The organism is Amycolatopsis sp. NPDC051758 (assembly GCF_044453095.1).
In the GTDB taxonomy this organism is placed as follows: Bacteria; Actinomycetota; Actinomycetes; order Mycobacteriales; family Pseudonocardiaceae; genus Amycolatopsis.
Map to the genome: position 1 here is coordinate 101,932 of NZ_JBITCJ010000011.1, position 15,558 is coordinate 117,489.

Genomic DNA, 15,558 nt, shown 5'->3' on the forward strand with positions numbered 1-15,558 from the left:
CGTCAGGCAGGCCGCCCACAGTGGCGGCATGAGTGATTCAGCGATCGCGGTCTCGGGACTGCGCAAGGCCTACGGGGACAAGGTTGTGCTCGACGGCATCAACCTCGACGTCCGTGCGGGCTCCATCTTCTCCCTGCTCGGCCCGAACGGGGCGGGCAAGACGACAACGGTGAACGTGCTGACCACGCTGGCGCAGGCCGACAGCGGGACGGCGCGGGTGGCCGGCCACGACATCGTGACCGAGGCCAAGGCGGTGCGCGCGGCGATCGGGGTCACCGGCCAGTTCGCGGCGGTGGACGAGCTGCTGACGGGCCAGGAGAACCTGCAGCTGATGGTCGACCTGCAGCGGGCCGGCAAGCGGGTCGTCCCGGAGCTGCTGGAGCGGTTCGACCTGGTGGAGTCGGCGCGCAAGCCCGTGTCGACCTACTCCGGGGGCATGCGCCGGAAGCTGGACCTGGCGATGACGCTCGTCGGCGACCCGCGCATCATCTTCCTGGACGAGCCGACGACGGGGCTGGACCCGCGCAGCCGCCGCACGATGTGGTCGATCGTCCGCGAGCTGGTGGCCGACGGCGTGACCGTCTTCCTCACCACCCAGTACCTCGACGAAGCCGACCAGCTCGCCGACCGGATCGCCGTGCTCGACCACGGCCGCCTGGTCGCCGAGGGCACCCCCGACGACCTCAAGCGCCGGATCCCCGGGACGCACGTCCGGCTCCGGTTCGCGACGGCCTTCCAGCTCGACGCGGCCGCTCGCCTCTTCTCCGGCTCCACCAGGGACGACGAGTCGCTGGCCCTGCGGGTCCCCGGTGACGGCGGGACGAAGTCGCTGCGCGCCATCCTGGACCGGCTCGACGAGTATTCCCTGGCCGCCGAAGAGTTTTCCGTGCAGACCCCTGACCTCGACGATGTTTTCCTCGCCCTGACGGGCCGTACCACGGAGGTGGCCGCAAAATGAGCACCCAGTCCCACTCGATCGTCATGCTGCGCCGCAACTTCAAGCACATCGCCCGGAACCCGACTTCGGTGTTCAACGCGGTCCTGATGCCGATCATCATCATGCTGATGTTCGTGTACATGATGGGAGACGCCTTCGACGTCGGTGTCGACTACATCGACTACGCGACGCCGGGCCTGATCCTGCTGGCCGTCTGCTACGGGCTGGGAGCCACCGCGACGGCGGTGAACTCCGACATGACCAAGGGCATCATCAACCGGTTCAAGGTCATGGACGTCTCCCGCGGCGCGGTGCTGACCGGGCACGTCGTCGCCAGCGTGCTGACCAACCTGGTCGCCATCGCGGCCCTCGTCGGAGTGGCCTTCCTGCTGGGATTCAGCCCGTCGGCGGGCTTCCTCGACTGGCTCGGCGTCGCGGGCATGGTGGTCCTGCTCGGTTTTGCGGCCGGCTGGCTCACGATCGCCCTGGGCCTGGCGGCGAAGTCCCCGGAGACGGCCGGCCTGGCCTCCGTGCCGCTGGTCATGCTGCCGTTCTTCAGCAGCGCGATCGTGCCGGCGGAAAAGATGGGGCCGGGCCTCCGGCAGTTCGCCGAATACCAGCCCTTCACGCCGATCATCGAAACCATGCGCGGGCTGCTCAACGGCGCGCCGTCCACCGGCACGGCGATCGCCGCCCTCGCCTGGTGCGCCGGGATCGCCGTGGTCGGTTACCTGTGGGCGCGGTCCACGTTCAAGAAGCGAGCGTGACGGCGACCAGCCGGTTCCAGTCCGTCTCCGCGCCTTCCCGAGCCGCCTCGGCGTACCCCTCGTCGCCGAGGCGGCTCCGCACGGCCTCTTCGATCCGGGTCAGGTCCGGGTTGGACCGGTCCGGCAGCCCGCGCGCGGCGGTGCTCGCCGCGAGCAGCCGGGCGGCCTGCTCGTGCCGGCCCTGGCGCAGTGCCAGGTCCGCGACCGCGACGAGCACCTGCGCGATCGTGGGCGCGTGCCCCACCTCGGCCGCCGCCTGACAGGCCGCGGTGAGGCGCTCGTGGGCTTCACCGAGATCGGCGGCGAGGTAGCTCAGCAGTTCGTTCGTCTTGGCGCGGACGCTCGCCTCCTCCGCCGTGTCACCCCAGACGGCGGTCGCGACACCGACTTGTTCGCGCGCCTCCTCGGCGTCACCGCGCAGGCGAGCGAGCTCCGCTTTCGAGAGGGCCAGCATGGCCAGCGCGTCCGGCCAGGTGACCCGTTCCGCGTAGCGCGCGGCCTCGGCCATGGCGGCCGCGCCGGCGGCTTCGTCGCCCGACATCCAGTACAGCTGCGCCTGGCGCGACCGCATCCGGATGACGTCGTCGATGGCGCCGACTTCGGTGAGGACCACGATCGCCTGCTCGTAGTGCTCGCAGGCGGTGGTGAACTCGCCGCGCATGGCGATGCGCTCCGCCAGCTCGGTCTGGGCGAACGAAATCCCGAAGCGTTCGCCGAGCGCGCGGAACTCCGCGAGTGCCGTCTCGAAGTACGCTTCCGCGTCCCGCCCGCCCCGGCCGAGCATGGACTGCATCTTGCCGAGCTGCAGCCGGGCCATCGCGCGGACCCAAGGGTCCTCGCTGTCCAGCGACACCTCCCACGCGGACTCGGCCGTGCCCGGTTCCCGCAGCATGTGTTCCAGCGGGACGACCAGCCCCAGCATCGGGTTGGCGAACCCGATGCGCCCGCCGTAGTCGTAGGCCTGGTGGATCCACTTCGCGGCCTGGTGTTCGTCACCGAGCCCGGAGCTCACGAACGTCACGAGGAGGGCGTACACCCAGGCCCGGACCCCGTCGGTCACCTCGCCGGGGGTTTCCGTGGCCGCGGTGATCAGCTCCATGCCCTCGGCCTTGTGGCCGACGAGCCACCAGTACCAGCCGGCGCCCGCCGCGAGCCGCATCGCCGCCTGCGCGTTGCCGGCCGCGAGCGCACCTCGCATCGCGGCGCTGATGTTGTCGTGCTCGGGAGTGAGGACGGCGAGCCAGGTCAGCTGCTCGGCGCGGCGAAGCAGCGGATCCGCGGTCTCCACGAGTTCGGTGAAGTGGGCGAGGTGCGCTTCGCGCGCCAGTTCCGACTCGCCGGCCTCGGCGAGCCGCTGCGCGGCGTACTCCTTGATCGTGCCGAGCATCCGGTAGCGCGGTGCGCCGTCACCGTCGACGACCAGCAGGGACTTTTCGGTCAACGCGGTGAGCAGCTCGAGCACCTGCTCCGGCTCGACGGCGGCACCCGCGCAGACCCGCTCGGCCGCGTCCAGGCTCGCCCCGCCCGAGAACACCGAGAGCCGGCGCAGGACCGTCCGCTCGGCGTCGTCGAGCAGCTCCCAGCTCCAGTCGACGACGGCACGCAGGGTCTTGTGGTGCGGCAAGGCGGTGCGGCTGCCGCCGGTCAGGAGGCGGAACCGGTCGTCGAGGCGGTGGGCGAGCTGGTCGAGGGACATCGTGCGCAGCCGGGCCGCGGCCAGCTCGATCGCCAGCGGCATCCCGTCCAGTGCCCGGCAGACGCGGGCCATGGTCGCCAACGTCCGGTCGTCGACGGCGAAGTCCTTGCGCACCGCCTCCGCCCGGTCACGCAGCAGCTGGACGGCCGGCGAAGACTCGATCTCGGCGTCCCCGTCCGGCAGGGCCAGCGGGAGGACCGGCCACAGCGCCTCGCCGGTGATGCCGAGTGATTCCCGGCTCGTCGCCAGGATCCGCAGCCGCCGGCACTCCCCGAGCACCCGGTGCGCGAACGCCGCCGCCGACTCGATCACGTGCTCGCAGTTGTCGAGGACCAGCAGCGCGTCCCGGTCGCGGATCGCGGCGATGAGCCGGTCGACCGGCGCCACGGCCGCGGCCTCGCCGAGCAGGGCGTCCCGGAGGCCGAGCGCGGCGAGCGTCGCCTGCGCGATGTTGTTCCCGTCCGCCTTGGCGCCGTCCGCGCCGATGCCCGCGAGCTCGACCAGCCAGACGCCGTCCGGCCGGCCGCCGACCAGCGTGCGCGCGGTTTCCGTGGCCAGCCGGGTCTTGCCCGAGCCGCCCGGCCCGATCAGGGTGGTGAGCCGGTGCGCGGCGACGAGCTCGCCGACCGCGGCGACGTCGGCGTCCTTGCCGAGGTAGCTGGTCAGCTCGGCACGCAGGTTGGTCTTCCGGTTCTCCACCGGCCGCTTCGGCTCGCCCTGCAGCAGCGAGACGTGCAAGGCGGACAGCTCCGGCGAAGGGTCGACGCCCAGCTCGTCAGCCAGGGCTTCCCGCGTGCGCTGGTACACGAGCAGCGCTTCGCTGTCCCGGCCGGCTGCGCTCAGAGCCCGCATCAGGGCGGCAGTGAGCCGTTCCCGCATCGGGTTCGCGGCCACCAGGTCGGTCAGCTCCGGGACCAGCTCCGCACCGCCGGCCTCCGCGTCGAACCGGTCTTCCAGGGCCGCGAGGCGCAGCGCCTCGAGCCGGGTGACGGCGGCGTCGAACGCTTCGCTGTCCTGCAGGCCGACGTCCTGCATGGCCGAGCCGCGCCACAACGCGAGGGCGTCACGCAGCAGCCGCGGATCCTCTTCGGCACGGGCCTGCGCGACGAGCCGCTCGAACCGCACGGCGTCGACGGCGTCGGGATCCAGGGTGAGCCGGTAGCCGTTCGGGTGCCCCTCGACCGCGCCCTCCGGCAGCACCTTCCGCAGCCGGGAAACCAGGCGCTGCAAGGCGTTCGCCGTCTCCGCGGGCGGGTTTTCACCCCAGATCCAGTCGACGAGCCGCGCCTTCGGCACGATCCGGCCCGCCTCGAGCGCGAGGGCGGCCACCAGTCCGCGCAGCCGGGCACCCGGCACGTCGGCGACGGTGCCGTCGGCCGTGCGCACCTCGAAGGGTCCCAGCATCCCGATCTTCACCCGGCCGATTTTGCCATGGTCGCAGCGGGTCAGCGTTGGGTGCCGGAGCGCATCCAAAGGATCACGTCGATACACCGGAGCAGGCTGATGTCCGCGATCCCGCCCGCCTCTGCCCGGAGGTCCGCCACCGCGGCGGCCCGGGTCGGGTCCGTGTGGAACCAGCTCCACAGGCAGTTCCACGGGCTTGACGGCGCCTTCAGCACCGCCTTGACACGGCTGTCGTACACCGGGATCAGGCGGGGGCGCTTGCGGGCCATCAGCTTGGCCGCCGTCACCGGGCGGTGGTTGCCGCCGCAGCGGCGGAACAGTTCCCACAGGTGGAAGGCCGGTGAGTCCGGTTCGTAGGTCGACCAGCCGACCGAATGCATCGGGACGTCCACCGGGATCTGCTCCAGCAGCTCCCTGATCTGGTGGGCGTAGGTGATCGTCGCGTCGATCGCGACGTCGGCGAGGCTGGTGATGCTCAGGAAGTTCAGGGCCAGGACGTCGGCTTCGGTCACCGTGTTGGCGACGTCGGGACGGTCGCCGCCGCCGGCGAAGCGCTCGAACCAGCGGCCGGTGTAGCGGGCCGGTGAATGCTGGTCGAAGTAACGCCGGAGTGCAGTCAACGATTCGCCGCGGTGTGCGCCGCGGACGCATTCGTCCAGAAGGTGGTGCTGGTGGGCGTAGCCGGTCATGTCGAGCGTCCCCTCATCCGCCGACGGTGGTCAGCTGAGGGTCGCGGGGGCCGCCCTACCCGTTACGCCAGGGTTTTCAGCCAGTTGATCACCACCGCGAAGTACGTCGGCGCGTTCGGGGCGTAGTTGATCGCGTGGCCGTAACCGTTGAGGATGTACGTCTGCAAGGAACCACCGAAGAACGGCAATTCCGAGGTGCGCAGCGCCGCCGGGGATGAGCAGTCGCTGCCCAGCACACCGCAGAAGTGCTCGTCGTTGCCGACCACGAGCAGGGTCGGCGCGGTGATCTGCTGGGAGGCCGGCGTGACGACGGTGGTCAACGTCAGGCTGTCCACCGCCTCGGTCGCCGCGAAGACGTCCTTTGTGGACTCGTCGTAGGCGATCGCGCCCGCGTCTTCCGGGCCCGGGGTGTGGAACGCTTTGTACCGGGTGCCCGGGCCGGTCGTCAGGTAGCCGGCGTCGAGGCCGCGGCCGGCCAGCGCGGGGTCGAGCGGCGCCGGGATCATGTTGGCCAGCACGGGAATCACCGTGATCAGGTTCATCCGGTGCGTCATCCCGGTGACGAGCACAGCGTCGACGTCGCGGTAGCGGCCGGCCTCGATCATCGCCATGGCCGACCCGATCGAATGGCCGCCGACGATCACCTTCGCGAACCGCGGGCGCACGGTCCGGATCACCTCGTGCGCCGCAACCGCCTGGACCGACGCGCTCAGCAGCGTGCTCAACGGCTTCGAGCTCTGGCCGGTGCCGAGGCGGTCGAGCGCGAGGGTGGCGATCCCCGCCTGGTTCATCGCCAGGCGGAACGACCGGATCTCCGGGGTGTAGCCGATATCCCAATAGGACGCGTTGTACGTGCCACCGGGGATCAGCACCACCACGGTCTTCGCGCCGGTCGGGGTGCACAGGCGGCCGTGCATCGTCTGCGGGAGCAGTGCGACGGTGACCGGGACGTTCAGGTCTTCGCAGGTCGTGGCCGCGTTGGCCGGCGCGGGTGCGAACAACGCCGTCAGCGCGAGCAGGACGGCAGCACAAAAACGAAGGCGGGGCAAGGAGAACGACCTCCAGCTAGCGGGGGACTGCCGTCATCGGCAGGCGGTCGGGGTAGGCGGCGGAGGTGAACTTCACGCGCACCGGCCGGCCCGGCACCGGGACCAGCCGCCACCGCGCGGCCACCGTCGCCACCGTGATCACGATTTCGTTCTGGGCGAAGCGGTTCCCGATGCACTGCCGGGTACCGGCCCCGAACGGGATGAACGCGCCCTTCGGCAGCTGCGACTCGCGTTCCGGCGCCCACCGGCCGGGGTCGAACCGGTCCGGGTCGGCGAACGACGCGGGGTCGTTGTGCATCGCGTGCGGGCTGACGATCACTTCGCTGCCCTCCGGCAGCCGTACGCCGCCGAGCTCGACTTCGGTGAGCGTGCGGCGCATCAGCATCCAGAGCGGGTACTTGCGCAGCACCTCGTCGACCACCTGCCGGACGTAGACCAGCCGGTGGAGGTCGTCGACGGCGACCGGGCGGCCACCGAGCACCTCGTCGATCTCGGCGTGCACGCGCGCTTCGACCTCCGGGTGCCGGCCGAGCTCGTGGAACGTCCAGGACAGCGCGAGTGCGGTCGTTTCGATCCCGGCGGTGAGCAGGGTGAGCACTTCGTCCCGCGCCTGCTCGTCGGTCATGCCGGCCAGCAGCAGTGTCGACAGCAGGTCACCGTGGTCGACACCTTCGGCACGCCACTCGCGGATCACCTCGAGCACGATCGCCTGCATCCGCGTGATGGCTTCGTCGAAGCGCCGGTTCCCGGGAACCGGCAGCTTTTCGACGAACTTCGGCGACAACGCGCGAATCATTCCCTGCTGGATGATGAGGTAAATCGATCGGCGGGCTTCGGCGATGGCCTCTTTTCCCAGTCCCGTCGAGAACAACGCCTCACCGACGATCGTCACCGCGAGGCCTTGCAGATCTTCGTCGAGCGGCCGCACGTCGCCGGGGCGCCACGAGTCGCTCAGTTCGGCGGCCGCGCGGCGCATGGTTTCCGCGTAGCCCGCCAGGCGCTCCCGGTGGAACGCCGGCTGCATCAGCCGGCGCTGGTGCAGGTGGAAGTCGCCGTTCGAAAGCACCAGCCCGTTGCCGACGAACGGCCGGAACTTGTCGAACATGGCGCCCTTGCGGAACTTCGGCCCGGCCGTGACCAGCACTTCGTTGGCCAGCCGCGGGCTCGTGACGACGTAGGTGGGCGACGGGCCCAAGTAGATCTTCACGATCTCGCCGTGCTTGCGCAAGGAATCGGTGAATGCGGAGCGTTGCCGCAAGAGTGCCGGAGTGTGCCCGAGAAAAGGCCACCGGCCCGGAGCGACCGGGGCGGTCATGCGGACTCCTCGTTTAGGCCATTGTGTGGATGTTCCGAAGGAGACGGCCTACGGTAGGCGCGTCCGGTCGAACGGGACAGTGCCCGATCGGGTGGTGTGCACTCACGCATATGGCGCAGTGGACGGATCGTCCGGAATCGCTAAGCTCTTTCCGGTCCGACGCGACTGAGAAGGTGTTCCTCGTGACCCGATCGCCGGAATGGGTTCCTCCGGGTGTTGACATCTCCGTGCCGAGCATGGCGCGCACTTACGACTTCATGCTCGGCGGCGGGCACAACTTCGCCGTGGATCGTGCGGTGGGCGAACAGATCGAACACGCGATGCCCGGTCTGCGTGACGCGGCGCGGGTGAATCGCGCGTTTCTCGGGCGCGCCGTGCGGTTCATGACGGACCAGGGCATCCGGCAGTTCCTCGACCTCGGCTCCGGCATCCCGACGGTGGCGAACGTGCACGAGGTCGCGCAGGCCGAGCACCCGGACTGCCGGGTGGTGTACGTAGACCGCGACCCGGTGGCGGTCGCGCACAGCGAATTGATGTTGGCGGGCAACGATCATGCCGCGATCGTGCAGGCGGACATGCGGGATCCGGAGAAGATCCTCGAATCGCCGGAGGTGCGCGGGCTGCTCGACCTCGGTCGGCCCGTCGGGCTGCTGATGCTGCTGATGCTGCATTGGGTCCCGGACGAGTCGGACCCGCTCGACCTCGTCGGGCGTTATCGCGCGGCGCTGGCGCCCGGCAGTTTTCTCGCGATCACCCACGTCACCGGTGATCACCAAGGCGACAATCTCGAAGAAGCGACCGACGTGATCAAAGAGAGCCGGAGTCCCGACCAGGTGACGCTGCGGACGCACGCCCAGGTTTCCGATCTTTTCGCCGGTTTCGAAATCGTCGAACCCGGATTGGTCGGCTGTGGGGAATGGCGGCCGTCGGGGCCGGCGGACATCTCCGACGCGGCCGCGATGAACATGCTGGTTTACGCCGGAATCGGCCGCAAGAACTGAGCGAGCGCACCATGCCGATGACCGATCACCCGCCCGGCCGGCCCGCGGGTCCCGACCCGGGACGCGGGCGGACCGTGCTCGCCCGGAAATGGGCGTACCTGCTCAGCGGCGTCACCGTCGTTTCCCTGAACCGGGAGGAGCTCGACCGGGAGCTCCGCGGAATGGTCGAAACGCTGTGCGAGCACCTGCACGGCACGGCCGCCGACACCGCGCCCGCCGCGCGGCTCGGCGAACGACTGGTGAAACTCGGTTACGTCGGCGAACCCGGGCTGCGGTGCACGCTCGACGTGCTCGGCAAGGGCCTGCCGGCGCTGGCCGAGCTCCAGCCGGTGGACCGCCTCACCGAGCGGATCGTGCTCACGCTGGGCGCGCTTTCCTGCGGGTTCCTGCTCGCGCACGAGCGCAGCGTGCTCGACCAGCAGGAGATCATGCACCTCTCGCTCCTCAAGGCGGTGCGGGACGCCCAGTGGAACCTCAAGCAGAGCGAAGCGCGCTTCGACGAGGTGGTGACGGCGTCGGCGAGCGGGATCGCGGTGGTCGCCCTCGACGGCCGGATCGTGCGGGCCAACGCGGCGCTGGCCGAGATGCTCGGGCACGCGCCCGGCGAGCTGACCGGGTCCGGGCTCTACGAGGTCGTCCACCCGGATTCCGTCGAGGTGCTCCGCGAGGCGCTGGTGGCGCTGCTCGACGGCAGCAAGGAGCGGGTCCGGCAGTCGCAGCGGCTGCTGCGCGGCGACGGCGACGTCGCGCGCATCTCGCTCACCGCGTCACTGCTGCGGGACGCCGACGGCCGGCCCGGGCACTTCGTCGTGGTGGTCGAGGACGGCACCGAGCTGATGCTGCTGCAGGGCGAGCTGAGCCGCCAGGCGCTGCACGACGTGCTCACCGGGCTGCCGAACCGCCAGTACTTCGGCACCTACCTGGAGACGGCGTTGCGGCGCGCCGATCCGGTGTACGGCGTCACGCTGTTCCACGTCGACCTCGACGCGTTCGGCATGGTGTGCAACAGCCTCGGCCGCCGGGTCGGCGAGCAGCTGCTGGTGCACTTCGCGCAGCGCCTGAAGGTCGTCATGGCGCGCGAGAAGGCCATGATCGCGCGGTTCCACAGCGACGAGTTCGGCATCCTGGTCGAGAACACGGCGGCCACGCCGGACATCGGCACCATCGTGCGGGCGATCAACGACGAGCTCGCCGAGCCGTTCTTCGTGAACGGGCAAGGACTTGCGCTGTCGGCCAGCGCGGGAGTCGTGCACCGGCCGGCGAAGGGCATCGATCCGGCGGAGCTGCTGCGCGCCGCGGACCAGACGCTGCGCCGCGCCAAGGCACGACGGCGCGGCCAGTGGATGATGTTCGACCGGGCCGCCGACACCGAAGACCGGCAGACGCAGGCGCTCGCCGTCGGCATGGCCGGGGCGTGGGAGAACGGCGAGCTCAGCGTGCGGTACCGGCCGGTGGCGGGGCTGGCGGACGGCGGGTTCGCCGGTGTTGAAGCCCGCCTGCACTGGGACCGGCCGGGCGAGCCGGCGCTCTCGCACGAACGCTGCGCCGAACTCGCCGAGGCGACCGGGCTCGTGCTGCCGCTCGGGGACTGGCTGCTGCACGCGGCGAGCCGCCAGGGTGAATGGTGGCGGCAGCGGGCGGGGTTCGGGCTCCCGGTGGTCGCCGGGCTCACCGGGCACCAGGTGTCGGACGACGCGCTGGGCACGCGTGTCACGCGGGTGCTGTCGGACACCGGCCTGCCGCCGGAACAGCTGATGCTCGGCGTCCCGGCCGGCTCGCTGCCGGTGGCCGGGGTGATCGACAACGTCACCGCGCTGACCGACCTCGGGGTGCACGTCATGCTCGACGAGTTCGGGCTGGGGCCCGGCGACCTGCGGGCGATCGAGGACCTGCGGGTCGACATCGTGCGGGTCGACCGCCGGCTCGCCGAGTGGCAGGCGTGGTCGGAGTCGACCTTCCTCGGCTCGCTCGTGCCGCTGGCCGGGGAGGTCGGCGCCAAGCTCGTCGTGGACGGGATCCACAACGAGGACCAGGCGAGCTGGTGGCGGACGGCCGGCGCGGAACTGGCGACGGGTGACTACTTCGGGGCCGCCAGCCCGCCGGATGGGCTCGTTGCGCACTTCGCCGGCGCCTGAGCTCGCCACCGCGTCAGCCCGACGGCGACCAGCACGATCACCATGCCGCCGACCACCCGGAGGGTCAGCGGTTCGCCGAGGACGATCGCGCCCAGCGCGACCGAGACCACCGGGAGCAGGTAGCCGACGGTCGCCGCGGCCGTCGGGCCTTCGTCGGTGAGGATCCGGTAGTTCAGGTAGAACGTGATCCCGGTGCCGAAGACGCCGAGGATCGTCACCGCGACCACCGCGGTCAACGTCAGGTGCGGCGCGGTGGACGCGACGGGCAGCGCGACGGCCGTCAGTGCGGTGGCCGTCATCAGCTGCGCCGCCGAGAGGGCCAGCGGGGCGCCGTCGGGCGGCAGTTTCCTTGCCATGTAAGCAAATGCGATCGCGTAGCTGAGGCCGGCGCCGAGCAGGGCCAGCGCGCCCGCGCTCAGCAGGTTCGCCTGCTGCCACGGCGCGAAGATCACCAGGACACCGGCGAACCCGAGGACCAGCCCGAGCAGCCGCGCCGGGGTGAGCCGGCGTTCCGTGCCGAGCGCAACACCGATCAGCAACGACCACAACGGCGTCGTGGCGTTCATGACACCCGCGATCCCGGAGTCCACCGTGCGTTCCCCGATGCTGAACAGCGCGAACGGCAGGGCGTTGCAGAAGAACGCGGCGATGACCAGCCGGCCCCAGGTCGCGCGGTCCCGTGGGAGGCGCTGGCGGGCCGCGAACGCCAGCCCCAGCAGCGTCAGCGCGCCGAGTGCGCACCGGACCAGTGTGAGGTGGACGGGGCTCAGCCCGGTCAGGGCCAGTTTGATCCACAGGAAGCCCGAACCCCACAGCAGGGCCAGAACCACTATTCGCGCCGAAGCGCCCCGTCCACCGTTCACTCCGTCCACGGTGCCGCGAACGATCAGTCAGGACAAGTGAAAAGTCCTGGACTGATCTTTAAGGGTTTCTACAGAGTTGGTCCGCCAAAGCCGATCACCGCACAGGGCCAGCGCCGCCGGGAGGAGCACCCCGCGGACGAGCGTCGCGTCGAGCAGGATCGCGAACGCCATGCCGAGGCCGAGCATCTTGTACTCGATCGCGGCGAGGCTCAGGAAGATGCTGAACACGCCGGTCATGATCAGCGCGGCGCTCGTCACGACGCCGGAGCTGCTCGCTGTGCCCTCGACGATCGCCTCCCGCATCGAGACGCCGGTCAGCCGTCGTTCGCGGATCCGGCTGAGGATGAACACGTGGTAGTCCGTGCTCAGCCCGAACAACAGCACGAACAGGAACATCGGCAGCCAGCCGAGCACCCCGCCGTAGGGTGTGAAACCCAGTAGTGGCGCGAGAAAGCCGTCCTGGAACACCAGTGTGAGCACCCCGTAGGAGGCGCCGACCGAGAGCAGGTTGAGCAGGATCGACACCACCGGCACCGCGACCGACCGGAACACCACGAGCAGCAGCACAAACGCGAGCAGCAGGATGAACCCGAAGACGTACGGCGCCCGGTCCAGCACCTGCGCGGTGAAGTCGTGCGCCTCGGCCGTCCGGCCCGCCACCGCGAAGTGGACCCCGTCGAGCCGGCCGATCGTCTGCGGCAGCAGGGTTTCCCGCAACGTCGTCAGGGTCCGGTCGGCGGCTTCGTTGTTGCCCGTGCCGCCGAGCGGGATCCGGACGACGAGCGCGTTGTCCACCGGGACCACCACGGTGGGGTTCGGGACCTGGGCGGTGAGTGCGCCGATCGCGGTGCGCACGGCCGGGGTGTCGACCGGGCCCCGGTCGCTCCAGAGGACGACGTGCGCGGGCATCGTCACGCCCGGGAACGCTTCCTGGACACGCGCGGCCGCGTTGATCACCGGGACACTGCGGGGCAGGCTCTCGACCGGCGCCGGGTCCTGCAGCCGGATCCCCAGTGCGGGCAGGGCCAGCAGGGTCAGGAGCCCGGCGGCGACCCCGCTCCACAGTGCCGGGCGCCGGGTCACCGTCGACGCGACGCCGGCCCAGAAGCGCGAGCGGGTGCCACGCTTGCCCAGCACCGGGATCCGGACGCGGTCGACGCGGGCTCCGAGCAGCGAGAGCATCGCGGGGAGCACCGTCACCGACGCCAGCACGGCGAGCCCGACCACGAGGATCGTGCTCACGGTCAGGCCACGGAGGTTGTCGAGGCCGGTGAACAGCAGGCCCGTCACGCACAGCGCGACCGTCAGGCCCGACACGACGATCACGTGCCCCGACGTCCGCGCGGCGATCCGGATCGCCGCGTCGACGCCGTGCGCGCGTTCCTCTCGGAACCGGCGCAGGAAGAACAGTGAATAGTCGACGCCGACCGCCATGCCGATCAACAGGGTCATCGAGGAAGTGGCGCTGTTGACCGGAATCCAGTTGTCCACGGCGGACAGAAGGCCGAACGTGGCCAGCACCGTGGTGCCCGCCAGCAGCACCGGGATCGCCGCCGCGACCAGTGAGCCGAACACGGCCAGCAGGATCAGCAGGGTGAGGGGCAGCGAGCGCGTCTCGGACCGCTTGATGTCCTCCTTGATGCTCTTGTCGACCGCGCCGGACACGCTGAGGTCGCCCGCTTGTGCGAGCCGGGCGGCCGGGTGGCGGGAGGCCACCGTGTCGACGGCCGCGGTCGCCGTTGCGAGGTTGGCCCGGATCTCCGCGCCGGTGCCGAGGAGCCGGAAGGTGACGAGGCCGGACCGGCCGTCGGCGGAGACCTGGGCCGGGTCGTCCAGCGGGCCGCGGATGTCCGCCACCGCACCCGAAGCCGACAACGTCGTCATCAAGTCGGTGGTGGCGGCCGGGGAATCGAGGGGCACCAAGACGTTCTCCCAGAACGGCTCGCGGGATTCCTGGCGGTCGAGAGCCGCTTGACCGGTGCCGGCGTCGCCGGCTGGGCTCGACCGCGCGTCGGTGCCGGGAGCGAACGTGCCGATGACCCAGGCGAGCGCGACGAGCGCCAGCCAGCCGAAGATCGCCGCGGCGCGGTGGCGTGACGACCAGCGCGCGACGCGTTCGACCACGGGCGTGCCTGCAGGCAGCATGAACTAAAGTCCTTCCGTGAAGGAGTGATCCGATGAGACTCGCCTCCGGGCGAGGTGACGCTTCTTCCTCCTGGGCCGCCGAGTTGCCGCTCGGCGGCCCAGGGCCTCAGGTCAGTCGACCTCCTTGAGCACCCGCTCGATGGAACGCAGCCGGTCCTGGACGTCGCGCAGCTGCCGTTCGGTTTCTTCCTGTGTCCGGACGGCTTTTTCGGCCAGCGACCGGTATTCGTGCTCCCGCGCCAGCGTGGCCTTGGCCCGCCAGGTCGAGGCCAGCTGCACGATCGCGATCGACAGCACAACGGTGATCAGGACGAAGACCCCGGTCACGCCGATGATCTCCTGCCACTGGTGCCAGTTCATGTCCGTCCCTCCTCGCCGTCCCCGTTGCCGTGGACGGAGTCCGGTGTGGTCAGCGTCGGCACGGCGGCCGCGATCGCCTGCGGGGTCAGCACCACGGAAAACGGCGTGAGCTCGTAGAACCGCAGCGTCTTGCCGTCTTCACCGACCTCGAAGCTGGCGCTGACCAGGCCGGCCGCTTCGAGCTTGCGCAGGTGCACCTGCAGCAGCGCACGGCTGATCCGCAGCTCGCGCGCCAGCTTGCTGACGTAGGCGCGCTCGGCCTGGAGCGCCGCGACGATCCGCAGCCGGTGCGGGTTGCCGAGGGCGCCGAGCTGCCGCAGGAGCTCGTCCCCCGTCGGCTCGCTCACCCCGTCCACCACATGCCAACAAAAGTTAGCAGGTGCGGTGCGGTGGGGGTATCAGGGTGATCCCTGAGGTCACATCGGGTGGTCCATCCAGACGTTCGGCTCGACGTACGTCGCCGTGTTGTGCGCCGTCGACGCGTACACCGGGGCGATGCCGCCCGGGATGAAGTTCTCGCCGTCCTGCATTTTTACGCCCGTCCAGGCGCGCCAGTCGTCGAGCGAAGCCGCCAGGGTCACCGCGAACGGGCACACCTTGACCACCTTCGCGCCGAGCCGCTCGTGGGTGCGCAGCCAGCGGTCGGCCAGCAAACCGTCCGCACGGCGGCGGGCCGCGTACTCCGGCATCGGGACCGCCGGCTCGGCCTCCTTGCCGATCGGCCGGACCGAGACGATCAGCTTGCGCAGTCCCGTTTCCGCGGCTCGCGCCTTCAACGCCTTGAGCATCGGCGCCGACCGGCCGCTGCCCCGCAGGTGCGGCGCGATCACGACTTCCAGCGCGCACAACGCGTTCGGCGCGCGGCCGTCCATCACGTCCTGCGCCGCCCGCTCGATCGCCTGGTCCCAGCCGTGGTCCGGGAGTTCCGCGCGGTCGGGCGCCGGGTAGGCCAGCGGGACCGACAGCGCGCGGGCGATCGGCACGCCGTTGTCGTCCAGCGCGATGAGGAAGTAGCGCGGCCAGTGCCGCAGGAACCGCGCGCCGGTGATCATCCGGCCGGCGGCGCCCTGGTAGATGAACTGGCCGCCGACGTCACCGAGGTTGAGTGCCGCGTCGAGCAGGTCGGGACGGTCGGCAAGATCGACAACGCGCATGCGCCCAGTGAAGCGAAAAGATCACCGGCCGGATAGCGGCATC

Annotated in this window: 13 protein-coding genes; 4 read left to right on the forward strand and 9 right to left on the reverse strand. The window is 70.6% G+C overall.

Annotation, left to right across the window (positions count from 1 at the left end; genetic code table 11):
- The first annotated feature begins 28 nt into the window (after positions 1–28).
- Positions 29–958: an ATP-binding cassette domain-containing protein gene (locus ACIA5G_RS40495; protein WP_395933255.1), complete on the forward strand. Its 930-nt coding sequence runs from the start codon at positions 29–31 to the stop codon at positions 956–958.
- Positions 955–1,704 (forward strand): ABC transporter permease, encoded by a 750-nt coding sequence (locus ACIA5G_RS40500; protein WP_395933257.1) that lies wholly within the window; start codon positions 955–957, stop codon positions 1,702–1,704. The genes ACIA5G_RS40495 and ACIA5G_RS40500 overlap by 4 nt, the downstream gene beginning before the upstream one ends.
- On the opposite strand, the gene ACIA5G_RS40505 is transcribed toward ACIA5G_RS40500, so the two are convergent.
- From ACIA5G_RS40505 to ACIA5G_RS40520, 4 genes are all read right to left on the reverse strand, one after another.
- Positions 1,688–4,816 (reverse strand): BTAD domain-containing putative transcriptional regulator, encoded by a 3,129-nt coding sequence (locus ACIA5G_RS40505; protein ID WP_395933259.1) that lies wholly within the window; start codon positions 4,814–4,816, stop codon positions 1,688–1,690. The genes ACIA5G_RS40500 and ACIA5G_RS40505 overlap by 17 nt on opposite strands.
- Positions 4,817–4,845: 29 nt before the next feature.
- The gene (locus ACIA5G_RS40510; RefSeq protein WP_395933260.1) at positions 4,846–5,493 is read right to left on the reverse strand and encodes a DUF6308 family protein; all 648 of its coding nucleotides are present in this window, start codon (positions 5,491–5,493) and stop codon (positions 4,846–4,848) included.
- 62 nt (positions 5,494–5,555) lie between these two features.
- A complete protein-coding gene (locus tag ACIA5G_RS40515) occupies positions 5,556–6,542 on the reverse strand; it encodes an alpha/beta hydrolase (protein WP_395933261.1) in 987 nt (328 codons plus the stop codon).
- Between the two features lie 16 nt (positions 6,543–6,558).
- Positions 6,559–7,857, reverse strand: coding sequence for a cytochrome P450 (locus ACIA5G_RS40520; protein WP_395933262.1), 1,299 nt, complete (start codon positions 7,855–7,857; stop codon positions 6,559–6,561).
- A 182-nt stretch (positions 7,858–8,039) separates the two neighbouring features.
- Between ACIA5G_RS40520 and ACIA5G_RS40525 the strand changes: the two genes are divergently transcribed.
- Positions 8,040–8,858, forward strand: coding sequence for an SAM-dependent methyltransferase (locus tag ACIA5G_RS40525; protein WP_395933793.1), 819 nt, complete (start codon positions 8,040–8,042; stop codon positions 8,856–8,858).
- A gap of 11 nt (positions 8,859–8,869) precedes the next feature.
- Positions 8,870–10,993, forward strand: a complete 2,124-nt coding sequence (locus ACIA5G_RS40530) for a putative bifunctional diguanylate cyclase/phosphodiesterase (RefSeq protein ID WP_395933263.1) — start codon at positions 8,870–8,872, stop codon at positions 10,991–10,993.
- On the opposite strand, the gene ACIA5G_RS40535 is transcribed toward ACIA5G_RS40530, so the two are convergent.
- The 5 genes from ACIA5G_RS40535 to ACIA5G_RS40555 all read right to left on the reverse strand — a co-directional run bounded on the left by ACIA5G_RS40535 (position 10,936) and on the right by ACIA5G_RS40555 (position 15,515).
- Entirely contained in the window at positions 10,936–11,856 is a 921-nt protein-coding gene (locus tag ACIA5G_RS40535) for a DMT family transporter (RefSeq protein WP_395933264.1), read from the reverse strand. The genes ACIA5G_RS40530 and ACIA5G_RS40535 overlap by 58 nt on opposite strands.
- A gap of 27 nt (positions 11,857–11,883) precedes the next feature.
- Positions 11,884–14,001, reverse strand: a complete 2,118-nt coding sequence (locus ACIA5G_RS40540) for an MMPL family transporter (protein ID WP_395933265.1) — start codon at positions 13,999–14,001, stop codon at positions 11,884–11,886.
- Between the two features lie 111 nt (positions 14,002–14,112).
- The gene (locus tag ACIA5G_RS40545) at positions 14,113–14,361 is read right to left on the reverse strand and encodes a hypothetical protein (protein ID WP_395933267.1); all 249 of its coding nucleotides are present in this window, start codon (positions 14,359–14,361) and stop codon (positions 14,113–14,115) included.
- Positions 14,358–14,708, reverse strand: coding sequence for an ArsR/SmtB family transcription factor (locus ACIA5G_RS40550; protein ID WP_395933269.1), 351 nt, complete (start codon positions 14,706–14,708; stop codon positions 14,358–14,360). The genes ACIA5G_RS40545 and ACIA5G_RS40550 overlap by 4 nt, the downstream gene beginning before the upstream one ends.
- A 69-nt stretch (positions 14,709–14,777) precedes the next feature.
- The gene (locus tag ACIA5G_RS40555) at positions 14,778–15,515 is read right to left on the reverse strand and encodes a Long-chain-fatty-acid--CoA ligase (RefSeq protein ID WP_395933271.1); all 738 of its coding nucleotides are present in this window, start codon (positions 15,513–15,515) and stop codon (positions 14,778–14,780) included.
- Positions 15,516–15,558 lie beyond the last annotated feature (43 nt).

Bases quoted from the DNA above. Each gene is read 5' to 3' on its own strand.
- ACIA5G_RS40495 (WP_395933255.1), top strand. From the start codon at position 29: ATGAGTGATTCAGCGATCGCGGTCTCGGGACTGCGCAAGGCCTACGGG.
- ACIA5G_RS40500 (WP_395933257.1), top strand. From the start codon at position 955: ATGAGCACCCAGTCCCACTCGATCGTCATGCTGCGCCGCAACTTCAAG.
- ACIA5G_RS40510 (WP_395933260.1), bottom strand. From the start codon at position 5,493: ATGACCGGCTACGCCCACCAGCACCACCTTCTGGACGAATGCGTCCGC.
- ACIA5G_RS40520 (WP_395933262.1), bottom strand. From the start codon at position 7,857: ATGACCGCCCCGGTCGCTCCGGGCCGGTGGCCTTTTCTCGGGCACACT.
- ACIA5G_RS40530 (WP_395933263.1), top strand. From the start codon at position 8,870: ATGCCGATGACCGATCACCCGCCCGGCCGGCCCGCGGGTCCCGACCCG.
- ACIA5G_RS40540 (WP_395933265.1), bottom strand. From the start codon at position 14,001: ATGCTGCCTGCAGGCACGCCCGTGGTCGAACGCGTCGCGCGCTGGTCG.
- ACIA5G_RS40545 (WP_395933267.1), bottom strand. From the start codon at position 14,361: ATGAACTGGCACCAGTGGCAGGAGATCATCGGCGTGACCGGGGTCTTC.
- ACIA5G_RS40555 (WP_395933271.1), bottom strand. From the start codon at position 15,515: ATGCGCGTTGTCGATCTTGCCGACCGTCCCGACCTGCTCGACGCGGCA.